Below are 15,698 nucleotides of genomic sequence, written 5' to 3'. Positions count from 1 at the left end.
GGGGATCAGTCCACCGCGACCGGCGCGCGGTGACCCACGCCACGTGCGACCGTACGGTTCACGGGCCGGGGCACGAGCCGGGAACGCAGCAGCAGGAGTGTCGCCAGCGCGGGCACCGTACCGGCCATCGGCACCAGGAATCCGGCCCCGCCCCACAGCCGGTCCTCCAGTTGGCCCGCGACGGTGACGGCGGCCGCCTGGCCGAGTGCCACCGCGCCGGTCAGCCAGGTGAACGCCTCGGTGCGGGCGCCGGCCGGTACGAGTGATTCGACCAGGGTGTAGCCGGTGATCAGCGCGGGCGCGATGCAGACGCCGACCAGCAGGCCGAGCCCGGCGAGGAGCGGCAGCGAGTGCGCCGTCCACAGCGCGGACGCGGTCAGCGCGAGCCCCGCGTACCCCACGGCGAGCCGCCGCCGGGGCGTGGCGCGCCAGGCGATCGCGCCGCACACGAAGCCGGAGAGCATGTTGCCCGCCGCGAAGACGCCGTACAGGACGCCGTTCAGACCGGGTTCGCCGATCGACTCGGTGAACGCGGCCAGCGAGACCTGCATCCCGCCGAAGACCGCGCCGATGCCCAGGAACGTCACGATCAGCACGCGTACGCCGGGCACGCGCAGGGCGGAGGTGTGCGGCACGCGCGCGTGCTCGCCGTCGGCGGGGGCGTGCACGGAAGGCTGCGTGCCCCGCTGTGCGGCGAACAGCAGCCCGCCCACCAGGGTGAGCAGCGCCTCGGTGACCAGCCCGGCGGAGGGCGTGACGGTCGTGCACAGGGCGGTGGCGAGGAGGGGGCCGACGACGAAGGTCAGCTCGTCCGTGACGGACTCGAAGGCCGCCGCCGTGCTCATGAGCGGTGACCCCTGGAGCTTCACGCCCCAGCGGGCGCGCACCATGGGGCCGATCTGCGGCACCGAGGCGCCGGTGGGCACGGCCGCCGCGAACAGCGCCCACAGGGGCGCGTGCGACAGGGCGAGCGCGGTCAGGCCGAGCCCGGCCAGCGCGTGTACGACGACCCCGGGGACCAGGACGGCCCGCTGCCCGTAGCGGTCGGCGAGACGGCCGCCGTAGGGCGCGCAGAGCGCCATGGAGACACCGGTGACGGCGGCCGCGGCCCCGGCGGCGCCGTACGAGCCGGTGGTGTGCCGTACCAGGAGCACGATGGAGATGGTGAGCATCGCGAACGGCTGGCGTGCGGCGAAGCCCGGAACCAGGAAGGTCCAGGCGCCCCGGGTGCGCAGCAGTTGTCCGTAGCCCGGACGGGGCGGAGCCGGCCGCTGCTCGGCCGGCTCGGTGATGACCGTGGACTCCACGGCCCGTGCCTTCCTTCCGCCTGGTAGCGCGCCCGTGCGGGGGGCACCGAGAGCTGTCCTCTTGCGCGGGACTGCGGTAGATACCGGTGCTGCACTGCGAAGGGCGTTCCGGCCGCCATACGGTCGCGCCAGCTCTGCGTCAGACAGATCAGACAGAGTTGGTTCGATCAGGTGCCTTGATCGTACAGCGGGCGCCCGGCGCCAGGCCTGTGAGAACGGGCACCCTCATGGCACCCGCAGCGGCCCGGAGGCACCCCGCAGCACCCCCAAAGGCCCCCTGCCTCACCGCCGGGAACGCCCGCCCTCCGGCCGCCCCGTACCCAGCCAGTCCGCCAGCTTGCCGCCCTTGGCGACCGCGCGCAGCCGCCGCTCGGTCGCGTCGCGCACGGGATCGGTGGCGACCACCAGAAGCTCGTCCCCGTGCCGCAGCACGGTCGTCGGCGAGGGCACGAAGGACTTGCCGTCGCGCACGACCAGGGTGACGGCGGCGCCGGGCGGCAGCCGCAGCTCGCCCACCTCCACGCCGTGCATCTTGGAGTCCTCGGGGATCGCGACCGAGAGCAGATGACCGCGCAGCCGCTCCAGGGGCGCCGACTCGATCCCGAGGTCGGAGGCCTCGCCCTCCTCGCCGAGCCGCAGCTTGCGGGCGAGCCAGGGCAGGGTCGGGCCCTGGACCAGGGTGTAGACGACGACCAGGACGAAGACGACGTTGAAGATGCGGCGGCTGCCCTCGATGCCGCTCACCATGGGGATCGTCGCCAGGATGATGGGGACCGCGCCGCGCAGTCCCGCCCAGGACATCAGCGCCTGCTCCTGCCAGGGCACCCGGAACGGCGTCAGGCTCAGCACCACGCTCAGCGGACGGGCCGCCATGGTGAGCACCAGGCCGATGACCAGCGCGGGCACGATGTCGTCGCCCAGCTCGTGAGGGGTGACCAGCAGGCCGAGCAGGACGAACATGCCGATTTGCGCGATCCAGCCGAGCCCGTCCGCGAAGCCCCGGGTGGCCGGCCAGTGCGGCAGCTTGGCGTTGCCGAGCACCATGGAGGCCAGATAGACGGCGAGGAAGCCGCTGCCGTGGGCCAGTGCGCCCGCCGCATAGGCGGTGACGGCGATGGCCATGACGGCGATCGGGTAGAGACCCGAGGCGGGCAGTGCGACGTGCTTGAGCCCCCAGGAGCCGAGGAAGCCCACCGCGAGACCGAGGGCGGCGCCGATGGCCAGCTCCAGCAGGATCTCGCCGAGCAGCATGTACCAGTGGTCGATCGGGCCCTTCTGGGAGAAGGCGACGACCAGGATGACGACGGGGGCGTCGTTGAAGCCGGACTCGGCCTCCAGCGTGCCCGTCACGCGTGAGGGCAGCGGGATGCGCCGCAGGACGGAGAACACGGCCGCCGCGTCCGTCGAGGAGACCACCGCACCGACGATCAGCGCCTGCCGCCACTCCAGCCCGACCAGATAGTGCGCGCCCGCGGCCGTGGCCCCGACGCTGACCGCGACACCGAGGGTGGCCAGCACGGAGGCCGACGGCAGCGCGGGTTTCACTTCCTTCCACTTCGTGCCCAGACCGCCCTCGGCGAGGATCACGACCAGGGCCGCGTACCCGATGACCTGGACCATCTCGGCGTTGTCGAAGTGGATGTGCGCGACGCCGTCGGAGCCCATGAGGACGCCGATCCCCAGGTAGACGAGCAGGCTGGGGAGCCCGCTGCGCGAGGAGATCCGCACGGCCGCGACGGCGACCAGGAGCACGAGCGAGCAGGCGAGCAGGAGCTGGTTGAGGTGGTGGACAGTCAGCGGCGCTTCCCTTCCTCGGCCCGCGTCCGGCGCGGGGCGGGGCTCAGTACACAAGACCCCGGGCTGCGGCGCACCGCACCCAAGTACTTCGTTACCTTACCTAACTCTTGACGTTTCCTTGACGCTCGCGTTGGCAAGATCGAACGCCCGTGCGCGCCAGTTCCCGACTCCGCGTCAAGTGGCTCGGGGCCCTGCGCCTATGGTTGCTCCAGCGCTCATTCAAAGTCATGGCCCGACCTGCCGCTCGCGTTAGGACAGCAAGGACAGCGATGCCCCCCAACACCACCGCCACAACAGGTGACAAGCCTGGCAAGTCCGGCAGGAAGAAGGGGCGCAAAGCCCGACTTATCGTCCTCGTCCTGGTTCTGGCCGTCATCGGCGGTATCGCCTTCGGCGGGTACTGGACGGTCAGCACCGTGCGCGCCTCCTTCCCGCAGACGAGCGGCGCACTCACGCTCAAGGGCCTCTCCGGGCCGGTGGACGTGAAGCGCGACGGCTACGGCATCCCGCAGATCTACGCCTCCTCCGACGCGGACCTCTTCATGGCGCAGGGCTACGTCCAGGCGCAGGACCGCTTCTACGAGATGGACGTGCGCCGGCACATGACCTCCGGGCGCCTGTCGGAGATGTTCGGCAAGGGCCAGGTCAAGAACGACGCCTTCCTGCGCACGCTCGGCTGGGACCGGGTGGCCAGGCAGGAGTACGACACCAAGCTGTCGGCCTCCACCAAGGCCTACCTCGACGCCTACTCCAAGGGCGTCAATGCCTATCTCCAGGGCAAGGACGGCAAGGACATCTCCCTGGAGTACGCCGCCCTGAACCTCACCAACGACTACAAGCCCTCGGCGTGGACCCCGGTGGACTCGCTGTCGTGGCTGAAGGCGATGGCCTGGGACCTGCGCGGCAACATGCGGGACGAGGCCGACCGCGCCCTGATGACGAGCCGCCTCGGCCCGCAGCAGATCCGCGACCTCTACCCGGACTACCCGTACGGCCGGAACAAGCCGATCGTGCAGACCGGCCAGTACGACGAGCTGACCAAGACCTTCGGGGACAGCGGCACCTCGGCGGGCACCTCGGGCGCCACCGGCGCGACGGGCACGGCCGGGACCACGGGCACCACCGGCACGACCGGTTCCACGGGCGCCACCGGCGGCACCGCCGCGAACTCCGGCTCCGCCGTCACCAGCCAGCTCATGGGCCTCTCCAAGGTCCTGGACGACCTCCCCACCGCCGTCGGCGTCAACGGCCAGGGCATCGGCTCCAACTCCTGGGTCGTCTCCGGCGCCAACACGATCACCGGCAAGCCGCTGCTCGCCAACGACCCGCACCTGTCGGCCACGCTGCCCTCGGTCTGGTACCAGATGGGCCTGCACTGCCGGACCGTCGGCAGCAAGTGCCAGTACGACGTCACGGGTTACACCTTTGCCGGAATGCCCGGTGTGATCATCGGGCACAACGGCCAGATCGCCTGGGGCATGACCAACTCCGGGGTGGACGTCACCGACCTCTATCTGGAGAAGATCACCGGCGACGGCTACCTCTACGACGGCAAGGTCCGCCCCTTCCGCACCCGCGAGGAGACGATCAACGTCGCCGGCGGCCCGTCCCGGAAGATCGTCGTGCGTCAGACCGCCGACGGGATGCCGCTGCTCTCGGACCGCGACGACGAGCTGGTCGAGGTCGGCCGCAAGGCCGGTGTCGACACCGCCGCCCCCGACCGCGGCGACGGCTACGGCGTCGCCCTGAAGTGGACCGCGCTCCAGCCCGGCACCTCCATGGACGCCGTGTTCGCCATGGACAAGGCCTCCGACTGGAAGAGCTTCCGCTCGGCCGCCGCCCTGTTCGACGTGCCGTCGCAGAACCTGGTCTACGCCGACGCCAAGAACATCGGCTACACCCTGCCCGGCAGGATTCCCACGCGCTCCGCCGCCGACGACGGCTCGCTCCCGGCCCCCGGCTGGGACCCCAAGTACCGCTGGACCGGCTACATCCCGCAGGACGCGCTGCCCTACGAGTACAACCCCGAGCGGGGTTACATCGTCACCGCCAACCAGGCCGTGATCGACAAGGACAAGTACCCGTACACCCTGACCACCGACTGGGGTTACGGCACCCGCAGCCAGCGCATCACCGACCTGATCGAGTCCAAGATCAAGGACGGCGGCAAGATCTCGACCGACGACATGCGCCAGATGCAGACGGACAACAGCAGCGAGATCGCCCGGCTGCTGGTGCCCCGCCTGCTGAAGCTCAACCTGGACGACCCGGACGTCCGCCAGGCGCAGAAGCTCCTGGAGGGCTGGGACTACACCCAGGACGCCGACTCGGCGGCCGCCGCGTACTTCAACGCGGTCTGGCGCAACATCCTCAAGCTGGCCTTCGGCGACAAGCTCCCCAAGGAGCTGCGGGTCAAGGGCCAGTGCCTGTGGGTCGAGCGGGCCGACTCCACCGGACCGGTGGACGACAACACCAAGGTGCGCGAGTGCGGCCGGCGCGACGCCGACCAGGCGCAGCCGGACGGCGGCGACCGCTGGTTCGAGGTCGTGCGCACCCTGATGGACAAGCCCGACAGCGACTGGTGGAAGGCCCCGAAGTCGGGCAACCGCCCGGCCGCCGAGAACCGCGACCAGCTGTTCACCCGCGCCATGATCGACGCGCGCTGGGAGCTGACCGCCAAGCTCGGCAAGGACATCGACACCTGGAGCTGGGGCCGGCTGCACCGCCTGTTCCTGAAGAACCAGACGCTCGGCACCGACGGCCCCGAGTTCCTGCGGTACGCGCTCAACCGCGGCCCCTGGAAGCTCAGCGGCGGCGAGGCCACGGTCGACGCCACCGGCTGGAACGCGGCGGGCGGCTACGGCGTGGTCTGGGTGCCGTCCATGCGGATGGTGGTCAACCTGGCCGACCTGGACAAGTCCAAGTGGATCAACGTCTCCGGCGCCTCCGGCCACGCCTTCAGCGCCCACTACACCGACCAGACGGACAAGTGGGCCAAGGGCGAGCTGCTGCCCTGGTCCTTCACCGGCAAGGCGGTCGACGGGAGCACGAAGGACACCCTGGTCCTCAAGCCGTGACCCGCTGACGGCGACCGGCACCGGAACGGCCCTCCACGCGCGCGTGGAGGGCCGTTCCGCGTATCCCGGGCTCCCCGGGTCCGGGGCTGTTCAGGGGCGCGGGAAGCGGCGCACACCCGCCGGGGTCACCACCGCGTCCACCGGGCGGTCGTGCGGCTCGGCGGGCACCCGGGCGACGACCTCCGTGCCGTACAGCAGCACCACGAGCGCGGGATGCGCACCCGCGCTCTCCAGCCGCGCCAGCACCCGGTCGTACGACCCTCCGCCGCGTCCCAGGCGCATCCCGCGCGCGTCCACCGCGAGGCCGGGCAGCAGGACCGCGTCGGCGAGGGTGACGGCGTCCGGGCCGAGCCGGGGGCCGGACGGCTCCAGCAGCTCCATGCGGCCGCCGTGCCGGACCGGGGCGAGCGAGCCGGGGCCCGTGTACTCCGCCCAGTCCAGGTCGTTGTCGGGCAGCAGGGCGGGCAGCAGGACGCGTACGCCCCGCGCGCACAGGGTGTCAAGGAGCGCGCGGGTGCCGGGTTCACTCCCCACCGAGACATACGCCGCCACCGTGCGGGCGTCGGCCAGCTCCGGCAGGAGGAGCGCCCGTCCGGCGAGCGCGGCCGCCGACGACCGGATGTCATCCTCCGGCAATGCGCTCCTCACCTGGAGGAATTCCCGTCGCAACGCACGCTTGCCAGGCTCGTCGTCGTGTCCTCGGTGTCCCAATGGACTCTCCACTTTCTCCGTGTTGTCACTCAATCCACTCATATGAGGGTCAGCCAACCGGAGTAGCGGATTCCCTGCCAAGACACCGGATAGGGTTGCCGGCATGACTCAGTCGCACCCAAGGATCAGCAAGGCTGTCATCCCGGCGGCGGGCCTCGGCACCCGGTTCCTGCCGGCCACCAAAGCCACTCCCAAGGAGATGCTGCCGGTCGTCGACAAGCCGGCGATCCAGTATGTGGTGGAGGAGGCGGTGTCGGCGGGCCTCGACGACGTCCTCATGGTCACCGGACGCAACAAGCGCCCCCTGGAAGACCACTTCGACCGCAACTACGAGCTGGAATCGGCGCTCCAGAAGAAGGGCGACGCCCAACGGCTCGGCAAGGTCCGTGAGTCCAGCGACCTGGCCACCATGCACTACGTGCGCCAGGGCGACCCCAAGGGCCTCGGCCACGCGGTGCTGTGCGCGGCCCCGCACGTCGGCCAGGAGCCCTTCGCCGTCCTCCTCGGTGACGACCTGATCGACCCCCGCGACCCCCTGCTCCAGCGCATGATCGACATCCAGGAGCGGCACGGCGGCAGCGTCGTCGCGCTCATGGAGGTCGCTCCCGAGCAGATCCACCTTTACGGCTGCGCCGCCGTCGAAACCACCGGTGAGAGTGATGTCGTCCGCGTGACGGGCCTGGTCGAGAAGCCCGACCCGGCAGACGCCCCCTCGAACTACGCGATCATCGGACGGTACGTCCTCGACCCCCGTATCTTCGAGACCCTGCGCCGCACCGAGCCGGGCCGGGGCGGCGAGATCCAGCTCACCGACGCCCTGCAGCAGCTCGCGCAGGACGAGAAGGCGGGCGGTCCCGTGCACGGCGTCGTCTTCACCGGCCGCCGTTATGACACCGGTGACCGTGGCGACTACTTGCGCGCCATTGTCAGACTCGCGTGCGAACGTGAAGACCTGGGCCCGGACTTCCGGACCTGGCTTCGCACGTACGTAGCCGAGGAGATGCAGGAAAGTTGAGCACCGCCCCGAACCGTCCCGCCGGACCGGACCACGTGTGGTCGGTGGACGAGCACCTTGAGGACATCCTCACCACCATCCGCCCGCTCGACCCCATCGAGCTGCCGGTCCTGGAGGCCCAGGGCTGTGTCCTCATGGACGACGTGGTGGTGCCGCTGTCCCTGCCCCCGTTCGACAACAGCTCCATGGACGGGTACGCGGTCCGGGTCGCGGACGTGGCCGGGGCGAGCGAGGAATACCCGGCCGTCCTGGAGGTCGTCGGCGACGTCGCGGCCGGTGCCGCCGACCTCGTGCGGGTCGGCCCGGGACAGGCCGCCCGGATCATGACCGGCGCCCCCCTGCCGCCCGGCGCGGAGGCCGTCGTCCCCGTCGAGCGGACCGACGGCGGGCTCGGCGAGGGCCCGGCGGCCGGCATGCGCGCCCGCTCGCAGGCCCCCGAGGGCGCCGAGGGCCAGGTGCGGATCTACGAGCCCGTCGAGTCCGGCGCCCATGTACGCCCCAGCGGCAGCGACGTACGCGCCGGTGACCTCGCCCTCGCCGCCGGTACGGTCCTCGGGCCGCCGCAGGTCGCGCTGCTCGCCGCGGTCGGCCGGGGCTCGGTACGCGTGCGCCCGCGCCCGCGCGTGGTCGTCATGTCCACCGGCAGTGAACTCGTCCAGCCCGGCGAGCCGTTGGGCCCCGGACAGATCCACGACTCCAACAGCTTCGCGCTGACCGCCGCCGCCCGGGACGCGGGCGCCATCGCCTACCGGGTCGGCGCCGTCGAGGACGACGCCGACGTGCTGCGCTCCACCATCGAGGACCAGCTCGTCCGCGCCGACCTGCTGGTCACCACGGGCGGGGTGAGCGTCGGCGCGTACGACGTGGTCAAGGAGGCGCTCACCGCCGTCGCCGACGAGGACGAGGCGGGCGGCGGCGTCGACTTCCGCAAGCTCGCCATGCAGCCCGGCAAGCCCCAGGGCTTCGGCTCGGTCGGCCCCGACCACACCCCGCTGCTCGCGCTGCCCGGCAACCCGGTGTCGTCGTACGTCTCCTTCGAGCTGTTCGTGCGCCCCGCGATCCGCGCCCTGATGGGCCTGGAGGACGTGCACCGGCCGCGCACCCGGGCCGTCCTGAGGACCGAGGAGCCGATGCGCTCGCCCAAGGGGCGCCGCCAGTTCCTGCGCGGCACGTACGCCGACGGCGAGGTCACCCCGGTGGGCGGCGCGGGCTCGCACCTGATCGCCGCGCTGGCCCACGCCGACTGCCTCATCGTCCTTCCCGAGGACGTGGATTCGGCCGAGCCCGGCACCGAGGTCGAGGTCGTGCTGCTCGGCTGACCGGGCGCCCTCCGCGCGGTCCCGGCAGGGGCCGCGCGGGGTCTCGACCCGGTGTCCGGGCCGACTTGGCGGTACCGTGTCGCGCACATAGGCCCGTACAACCAGCATCGGCGACGGGCCGGGACCGGGAGCACGGCACACCATGAGTACGCAGGACCGACTGACGCACATCGACGAGGCGGGCGCGGCCCGCATGGTCGACGTATCCGGCAAGGACGTGACGGCGCGCACCGCCCGCGCCACCGGCCGGGTGCTCGTCTCACCCCGCGTGATCGAGCTGCTGCGCGGCGAGGGGGTGCCCAAGGGCGACGCCCTCGCCACCGCCCGCATCGCCGGGATCATGGGCGCCAAGCGGACCCCCGACCTGATCCCGCTCTGCCACCCGCTGGCGGTCTCCGGCGTGAAGCTGGACCTCGCGGTCGCGGACGACGCCGTGGAGATCGCCGCCACGGTGAAGACCACCGACCGCACCGGTGTCGAGATGGAGGCCCTGACCGCCGTGTCGGTCGCCGCCCTCACCGTCATCGACATGATCAAGGCCGTGGACAAGGGCGCCGTCATCACCGACGTCCGGGTCGAGACGAAGACGGGCGGCAAGTCGGGCGACTGGAGCCGGGCGTGAGCGCGCAGTCCCCCCTGGGCGACGCCCTGACCGCGCCGTACAGCGCGCTGGTCGTCACCGCCTCCAACCGGGCCGCCGCCGGGGTCTACGCCGACAAGGGCGGCCCCGCGGTCGCCGAGGGCCTGCGCGGCTTCGGCTTCGCCGTGGACGGCCCCCGGGTGGTGCCCGACGGCGAACCGGTGAAGGCGGCCCTGCGCGAGGCCGTGACGGCCGGGTACGACGTGATCGTGACCACCGGCGGCACCGGCATCTCGCCCACCGACCGCACCCCCGAGGCGACCCGCGAGGTGCTCGACTACGAGGTGCCGGGCATCGCGGAGGCGATCCGGGCGTACGGCCGGGAGAAGATCCCCACCGCCGTCCTCTCGCGCGGCCTCGCCGGAGTCGCGGGCGCCACGGTGATCGTGAACCTGCCCGGCTCGACCGGGGGAGTACGCGACGGCCTGGCCGTCCTGGAGCCGCTGCTGATCCACGCGGTGGACCAGATCCGCGGCGGCGACCACCCCCGCCCCGCCGGGACGGAGCACGCCGCCGGCTTCGGGGGTGCGAGCTGACCGGCCGGTCCTGGCCCGTCGCGCTGGGGGACGCGGATGTCGTCCTCCGGCCGATAAGACTGCGCGACCAGCGGGCCTGGCGCGAGGTGAACCGGCGCAACCGGGACTGGCTGCGCCCCTGGGAGGCGACCATCCCGCCGCCCACCCCGAACGGCCCGATCACCCACCGGCCGACCTACCGCCAGATGGTCCGCCATCTGCGCTCGGAGGCGCACGCGGGCCGGATGCTGCCGTTCGTCATCGAGTACCAGGGCCGCCTGGTCGGCCAGCTCACGGTCGCCGGGATCACCTGGGGCTCCATGTGCTCCGGGCACATCGGCTACTGGGTGGACGAGTCCGTCGCCGGGCGCGGGGTCATGCCGACCGCCGTCGCGCTGGTGGTGGACCACTGTTTCCGCTCGGTCGGGCTGCACCGCCTCGAGGTCTGCATCCGCCCCGAGAACCGGCCCAGCCGCCGGGTCGTGGAGAAACTCGGATTCCGCGAGGAGGGGCTGCGGCCGCGTTATCTGCACATCGACGGCGCCTGGCGCGACCACCTCGTCTACGCCCTCACGGCGGAGGAGGTCCCCGACGGGCTGCTCTCGCGCTGGCGGCGCACTCGCGCGGAGAACGCGTCCGGAAATCGGCCGGCCACTGGAAATTGAATAAGTGTTCGAATTCAATCGGTCACTGAACGTTCCGAGGCATATCAATTCATGACTTCGACGGTCGGCTGATCGCATCAGTCGCAAAAAAAGCTCGGAATATCAGCCAGATCGTGCGACACACCGGCCCAATTGGCGGATGGCCTCATAGAAACCCCTCTACCGTGTGAGGCGTGAGCAGCAGCGGCCTCATTTACGCAGTCATCGTCGGGGCCTGGGCCGCCTACTTGGTGCCGATGTGGCTCCGTAGGCAGGACGAGCTGAACGAGGCCCGTCCGACGGAACGCTTCAGCACCGCCATCCGGCTGCTGTCCGGACGGGCGGGGATGGAGCGCCGGTACGCCAAGGACCTGCGGGCGCGCTCCGCCGAGGAGGGGGAGCCGGACGCCGGTGACCCGGACACCGCCACCGACTCGGTGGACGTCCGGGCCTTCGCCATGCCTCCGACCCGCCGTCAGGCGCGCGCGGACGTCCCCGCGGAGGAACCCGGGCACCCGGAACCGGTCCTCAAGTCCCCCCCGGCGCAGGTACATCACTCCGGCTCGCACCCGGCGCAGACGCACCGGCCGGGTACGGACCCCGAACCTTCGCCCGCGCGGCAGCGCGGCGGCACCCCCGCCCCGGCCGCCTCCGGCCCGGCCCAGGGCGCCCAGGGTGCCCGGCGCGCCCCGGCGCCGCAGACGGCCGCCGCCCGCGCCCAGCGCTCCAAGGTGCTCGCGCGGCGCAGACGCACCACCGTGGTGCTCTTCCTCGCCTTCACCTGCGGCGCGATCGTCGCCGCCGTCGGCGGGCTCGCCCTCCTGTGGGCGCCCGCCGTGCCCGCCCTCCTGCTCAGCGGCTACATCGCCTATCTGCGCACCCAGGAACGGCGCCGCTTCGCCTACCAGATGGACCGCCGCCGCGCCGAGGACGCCGCCCGCCGGCTGCGCGAGAACGCGCGCCGGCCGCGCCGCCGCACCACGCTCGACGCGGGCCCCGTCGCCGACGAACCGGAGGAGGGATCAGAGCCGAAGACCGATCCCGCCCTGTCCGCCGCCCTCGCCGCCGACCGCCGCGCCCTCGTCGAGCAGACCGACCACGCCGAATGGGTCGACCAGCAGCGCGAGCGCACGCGGCCGCCCGGCCACGGCGACAGCTGGGAGCCGGTCCCGGTCCCGCTGCCCACCTACGTCACCGCCCCGGTCGCCCCGCGCGCCACCTCCGACGTCGATCTCGGCGCCCCGGACACCTGGAGCTCCGCCCGCTCGGGACCGGTCGTGTCCGAGCCCGGTACGGAGGCGGAGGGGACGCCGGAGCCCCGCGCCGAGGACGCCCGCGACGCCGTCCGCCGCGCCGCCTCCGCGCGTCGCTCCCGCGAGCGCGGCCGCACCCCGCTCTTCGACCAGTACGAGACCGACGGCCGACCCCGCGCGGCCAACGAGTGACCCCCGCCCTGACCAGTCCGGGAGGGGATTTCCGGGCACCCGGATCGGGATGCTAGAGTTTCACTCGTTGCAAGGGCCTGTGGCGCAGTCCGGTAGCGCACCTCGTTCGCATCGAGGGGGCCAGGGGTTCGAATCCCCTCAGGTCCACGCAGCGCCGCCTCAGAGGCGGTCACGAGATCCCCGTCCGATTCGTCGGACGGGGATCTCGGCGTTTCCGGGGTCTGTCAGACCCTCCCTCTACGGTTTCCCCATGACTTCTGAACTGCGGGGCCGGTTAAGTCCCTTCCGTGACAAGGCGGTCGCGCGGGGGATACCCGGCGAGGACGTGGAGCGCTGGCTCGGGCTCGCGCGGCCCTGTGCGACGTTGGCGCAGGGCGGGGACGGGCCGGTCGTGGGGCGGTTCGGGGGGCCGCTGTTGCTGCCCCCGGGCGTGGAGCAGCCGTTCCATCCCTTCGTCGCCGCCCTCGATCTCGCGGCGCTGCCCGCCGACGCGACCGATCTGCCCTTGCCGCCCGACGGCCAACTCCTGCTGTTCGCCGTGCCGGAGGACGAGGGCGACTACGGGAGCGCGGGCAGCGCGGTGTACGTCCCGGCCGGCGCCGAGGTGGAGGAGCGCGACCGGTACGCGTGCGGCCTGGCCGAGATCGAGGAGTACCGGCGGATGGTGGAGGCGTATCCGCGGGGGGAGTTGCGGGCCACCGTCGATGTGTCGCTGCCGTACCACCGCGCGGTCGAGCTGACCGGGGAACCCTGGAGCGAGCCGCTGCCCGGACATCCGCGTGCCGGGGAACTGGTGGAGGTCTGGGACGAGGTCCGGGGGGACGTGGCGAGCGGCGGGCCGCTGCAGCTCGGGGGCTACGCCTCGGAGGAGGCCGTCTACACCGACCCGGTGGCCGGGGCCGTGCTCTGCGCCCGGGAGGAGGCGGAGGCGGGCCGCTGGGACGGCCCGGTGTCCGACGACGTGTCCGACTGGGTGCTGCTCGCCGACTGGAGCCCCGGGATCGCGGGGTGGGAGGGGGCCACCGTGCACTGGTCGATCCAGCGGGAGGATCTGGTTGCCCGGCGCTTCGACCGTACGTTCACGACGGTCTACTGGAACCCCTGAACCCGTCGCGCCCGTTCACAGCCGCTTCGCGAAGCAGCGGCTGCTCTCGTACTCCCGGTAGAAGCCGAACTTGGTGCACGGCGTGTAGCCGCTGGAGGTGTACAGGGCGATGGCCTCCGGCTGGCGGGTGCCGGTCTCCAGGACCATGCGCAGGCGCCCGGCGGCGCGGGCGTCGTCCTCCAGGGCCGTGAGCATCCGGCGGGCCAGGCCGCGGCCGCGCATGCCCTCGACGACGAACATGCGCTTCAGCTCGGCGTCGCCGTCCTCGTTGCCCTCGCCGTTGGCGTCCTGGCCGCGCCAGCCGCCGGTGGCGACCGGGCGGTCCCGCTCGTCGTAGGCGATCAGATAGACGCCCCGGGGCGGGTCGAAGTCGGTGACGTCCAGCACGGTGGCGTCGCCGCCGTCGCCGTAGCGCACGTGGTATTCGGCCTGGACCTCGTCGTTGAGCTTCACGGCGTCGGGGTGGTCGAAGCGGACGCGGCGTATGTTCATGCTGGTGACCGTACTTCCATGCGGGCTGTGGAGCGCCGGGTTTTCCGGGGTGTCCCGGTATCGTGCCATGGTGCTGACTGTTACCTCCGTGAACGTGAACGGGCTCCGTGCCGCCGCCAAGAAGGGCTTCGTGGAGTGGCTGGCCGAGACGCCGGCCGACGTGGTCTGCCTCCAGGAGGTGCGCGCCGAGCCGCACCAGCTGCCCGAGGAGGTCCGCGAACCCGAGGGCTGGCACGTCGTGCACGCCCCGGCCGCTGCCAAGGGCCGCGCCGGTGTCTCGCTGTACACCCGCCGTGAGCCCGACCGGGTCCGGACCGGCTTCGGCTCCGCCGAGTTCGACGGCTCCGGGCGCTATGTCGAGGCCGAGCTGCCCGGCGTCACCGTCGCCTCCCTCTACCTTCCCTCCGGCGAGGTCGGCACCGAGCGGCAGGACGAGAAGATCCGCTTCATGGGCGAGTTCCTGGCCCACCTCAAGCAGCTGCGCGAGCGCTCCGCCGCCGAGGGGTGCGAGGTCCTGGTCTGCGGCGACTGGAACATCGCCCACCAGCAGGCGGACCTCAAGAACTGGCGCGCGAACAGCAAGAGCTCCGGCTTCCTGCCCGAGGAGCGGGAGTGGCTGAGCCGGGTGCTCACGGCGGAGGACGGCGGCTACGTCGACGTCGTGCGCGCCCTGCACCCCGGCGTGGACGGCCCCTACAGCTGGTGGTCCTACCGCGGCCGCGCCTTCGACAACGACTCCGGCTGGCGCATCGACTACCACCTGGCCACCGCCGGGCTCGCCGCCAAGGCCGTCAAGGGGTACGTCGAGCGCGCGGCCACCCACGCCGAGCGCTGGTCGGACCACGCGCCGGTGACGGTCGTCTACGAGCGCTGAGCCCCCTCGGCCCCGCTCACTCCGGCTTCCTGAGCCGCCGGTCCAGCGCCAGCGACAGTTCCGCCTCCACCACGCTCCGCGCCAGCGGGCGCAGCCGGTGGAGGTCCTCCTCGGGGCCGTGGCGGAGGACCAGGGAGGCGAAGAGGTCGGCGAGGGCGTCGACGTGTTCGCGGACGCGGGCGCCCGCCGCCAGGACCTCGGCCAGCGGGATGCCCTCGCGGACCAGGGCGGAGGAGACGTCGAGCAGCCGGCGGCTGATGTGGACGATCTCGTCGCCGTCGGTGCCGACGTAGCCCAGCTCCAGGGCGGCGGCGAGGTTCTCCGGGGTGATGTCGTCCTCGAAGCGGGCCGCCAGTTCCTCGGGGGTGAGGCGGACCGGCTCCTCCTCGCTCGGCGTGCCCACGCCCAGCAGGTCGGCGACATCGCGGCCGTTGTCGAGGGCCTCCGCCAGCTCGGCTATGCCGCTGAGCGTGTGGCCGCGCTCCAGCAGGGCCGAGATCGTGCGCAGCCGGGCCAGGTGGTGGTCGTCGTACCAGGCGATACGGCCCTCGCGGCGCGGTGGCGGGATCATCCTGCGTTCGCGGTAGAAGCGCAGGGTGCGCACGGTGATGCCGGCCAGGCGGGCCAGCTCCTCCATGCGGTACTCCCGTACGCCGCCGGTCTGCTCCGCGCTGTGTCCGCCCTCGTCCGTCACGCCCGCAGCCTATGGCGTACCGCCGGTAACTTTCCTTCCGCGCCCCCTACCGCTCGGTACGGA

The 15,698-nt window shown here is 72.3% G+C and carries 14 protein-coding genes and 1 tRNA gene; 10 read left to right on the top strand and 5 right to left on the bottom strand.

Annotated features, from left to right (window positions below; all coding sequences use genetic code 11):
* Nucleotides 1–5: 5 nt before the first annotated feature.
* Entirely contained in the window at nucleotides 6–1,307 is a 1,302-nt protein-coding gene (locus tag AB0898_RS09320; protein ID WP_366802244.1) for an MFS transporter, read from the bottom strand.
* A gap of 282 nt (nucleotides 1,308–1,589) precedes the next feature.
* On the bottom strand, nucleotides 1,590–3,158 hold the full coding sequence (locus AB0898_RS09315; RefSeq protein ID WP_366802243.1) for a potassium/proton antiporter: 1,569 nt from the start codon (nucleotides 3,156–3,158) through the stop codon (nucleotides 1,590–1,592).
* Between the two features lie 215 nt (nucleotides 3,159–3,373).
* Here AB0898_RS09315 and AB0898_RS09310 point away from each other — a divergent pair, with 215 nt between their 5' ends.
* The gene (locus tag AB0898_RS09310; RefSeq protein WP_366802242.1) at nucleotides 3,374–6,181 is read left to right on the top strand and encodes a penicillin acylase family protein; all 2,808 of its coding nucleotides are present in this window, start codon (nucleotides 3,374–3,376) and stop codon (nucleotides 6,179–6,181) included.
* Nucleotides 6,182–6,271: 90 nt separating this feature from the next.
* Here the strand turns inward: AB0898_RS09310 and AB0898_RS09305 are convergent, their stop codons facing one another.
* Entirely contained in the window at nucleotides 6,272–6,817 is a 546-nt protein-coding gene (locus AB0898_RS09305; protein ID WP_407078312.1) for a 5-formyltetrahydrofolate cyclo-ligase, read from the bottom strand.
* A gap of 178 nt (nucleotides 6,818–6,995) precedes the next feature.
* On the opposite strand from AB0898_RS09305, the gene galU reads away from it, so the two are divergent.
* From galU to AB0898_RS09265, 8 genes are all read left to right on the top strand, one after another.
* A complete protein-coding gene (galU, locus tag AB0898_RS09300) occupies nucleotides 6,996–7,907 on the top strand; it encodes a UTP--glucose-1-phosphate uridylyltransferase GalU (protein WP_366802240.1) in 912 nt (303 codons plus the stop codon).
* The gene (gene glp / locus AB0898_RS09295) at nucleotides 7,904–9,226 is read left to right on the top strand and encodes a gephyrin-like molybdotransferase Glp (protein ID WP_366802239.1); all 1,323 of its coding nucleotides are present in this window, start codon (nucleotides 7,904–7,906) and stop codon (nucleotides 9,224–9,226) included. Before galU ends, glp begins: the two co-directional genes overlap by 4 nt.
* Nucleotides 9,227–9,368: 142 nt before the next feature.
* The gene (gene moaC / locus AB0898_RS09290; protein WP_366802238.1) at nucleotides 9,369–9,848 is read left to right on the top strand and encodes a cyclic pyranopterin monophosphate synthase MoaC; all 480 of its coding nucleotides are present in this window, start codon (nucleotides 9,369–9,371) and stop codon (nucleotides 9,846–9,848) included.
* Nucleotides 9,845–10,402, top strand: a complete 558-nt coding sequence (locus tag AB0898_RS09285; RefSeq protein ID WP_366802237.1) for a MogA/MoaB family molybdenum cofactor biosynthesis protein — start codon at nucleotides 9,845–9,847, stop codon at nucleotides 10,400–10,402. The genes moaC and AB0898_RS09285 overlap by 4 nt, the downstream gene beginning before the upstream one ends.
* On the top strand, nucleotides 10,399–11,046 hold the full coding sequence (locus AB0898_RS09280) for a GNAT family protein (protein ID WP_366802468.1): 648 nt from the start codon (nucleotides 10,399–10,401) through the stop codon (nucleotides 11,044–11,046). The genes AB0898_RS09285 and AB0898_RS09280 overlap by 4 nt, the downstream gene beginning before the upstream one ends.
* Nucleotides 11,047–11,219: 173 nt before the next feature.
* Nucleotides 11,220–12,470 (top strand): gephyrin-like molybdotransferase receptor GlpR, encoded by a 1,251-nt coding sequence (gene glpR / locus AB0898_RS09275; protein WP_366802236.1) that lies wholly within the window; start codon nucleotides 11,220–11,222, stop codon nucleotides 12,468–12,470.
* 73 nt (nucleotides 12,471–12,543) lie between these two features.
* Nucleotides 12,544–12,617, top strand: a tRNA-Ala gene (locus AB0898_RS09270).
* 103 nt (nucleotides 12,618–12,720) lie between these two features.
* Entirely contained in the window at nucleotides 12,721–13,575 is an 855-nt protein-coding gene (locus AB0898_RS09265) for a DUF1963 domain-containing protein (protein ID WP_366802235.1), read from the top strand.
* A gap of 15 nt (nucleotides 13,576–13,590) precedes the next feature.
* Here AB0898_RS09265 and AB0898_RS09260 read toward each other — a convergent pair whose 3' ends face one another.
* On the bottom strand, nucleotides 13,591–14,067 hold the full coding sequence (locus AB0898_RS09260; RefSeq protein WP_366802234.1) for a GNAT family N-acetyltransferase: 477 nt from the start codon (nucleotides 14,065–14,067) through the stop codon (nucleotides 13,591–13,593).
* Between the two features lie 67 nt (nucleotides 14,068–14,134).
* Between AB0898_RS09260 and AB0898_RS09255 the strand changes: the two genes are divergently transcribed.
* Entirely contained in the window at nucleotides 14,135–14,941 is an 807-nt protein-coding gene (locus AB0898_RS09255; RefSeq protein ID WP_366802233.1) for an exodeoxyribonuclease III, read from the top strand.
* A 16-nt stretch (nucleotides 14,942–14,957) separates the two neighbouring features.
* Here the strand turns inward: AB0898_RS09255 and AB0898_RS09250 are convergent, their stop codons facing one another.
* Nucleotides 14,958–15,578, bottom strand: coding sequence for a MerR family transcriptional regulator (locus tag AB0898_RS09250; RefSeq protein ID WP_366802466.1), 621 nt, complete (start codon nucleotides 15,576–15,578; stop codon nucleotides 14,958–14,960).
* Nucleotides 15,579–15,698 lie beyond the last annotated feature (120 nt).

The sequence above is a fragment of the Streptomyces sp. NPDC005435 genome, from assembly GCF_040703155.1.
Lineage (GTDB): Bacteria > Actinomycetota > Actinomycetes > Streptomycetales > Streptomycetaceae > Streptomyces.
This window is presented reverse-complemented; position numbering and strand designations above follow the sequence as displayed.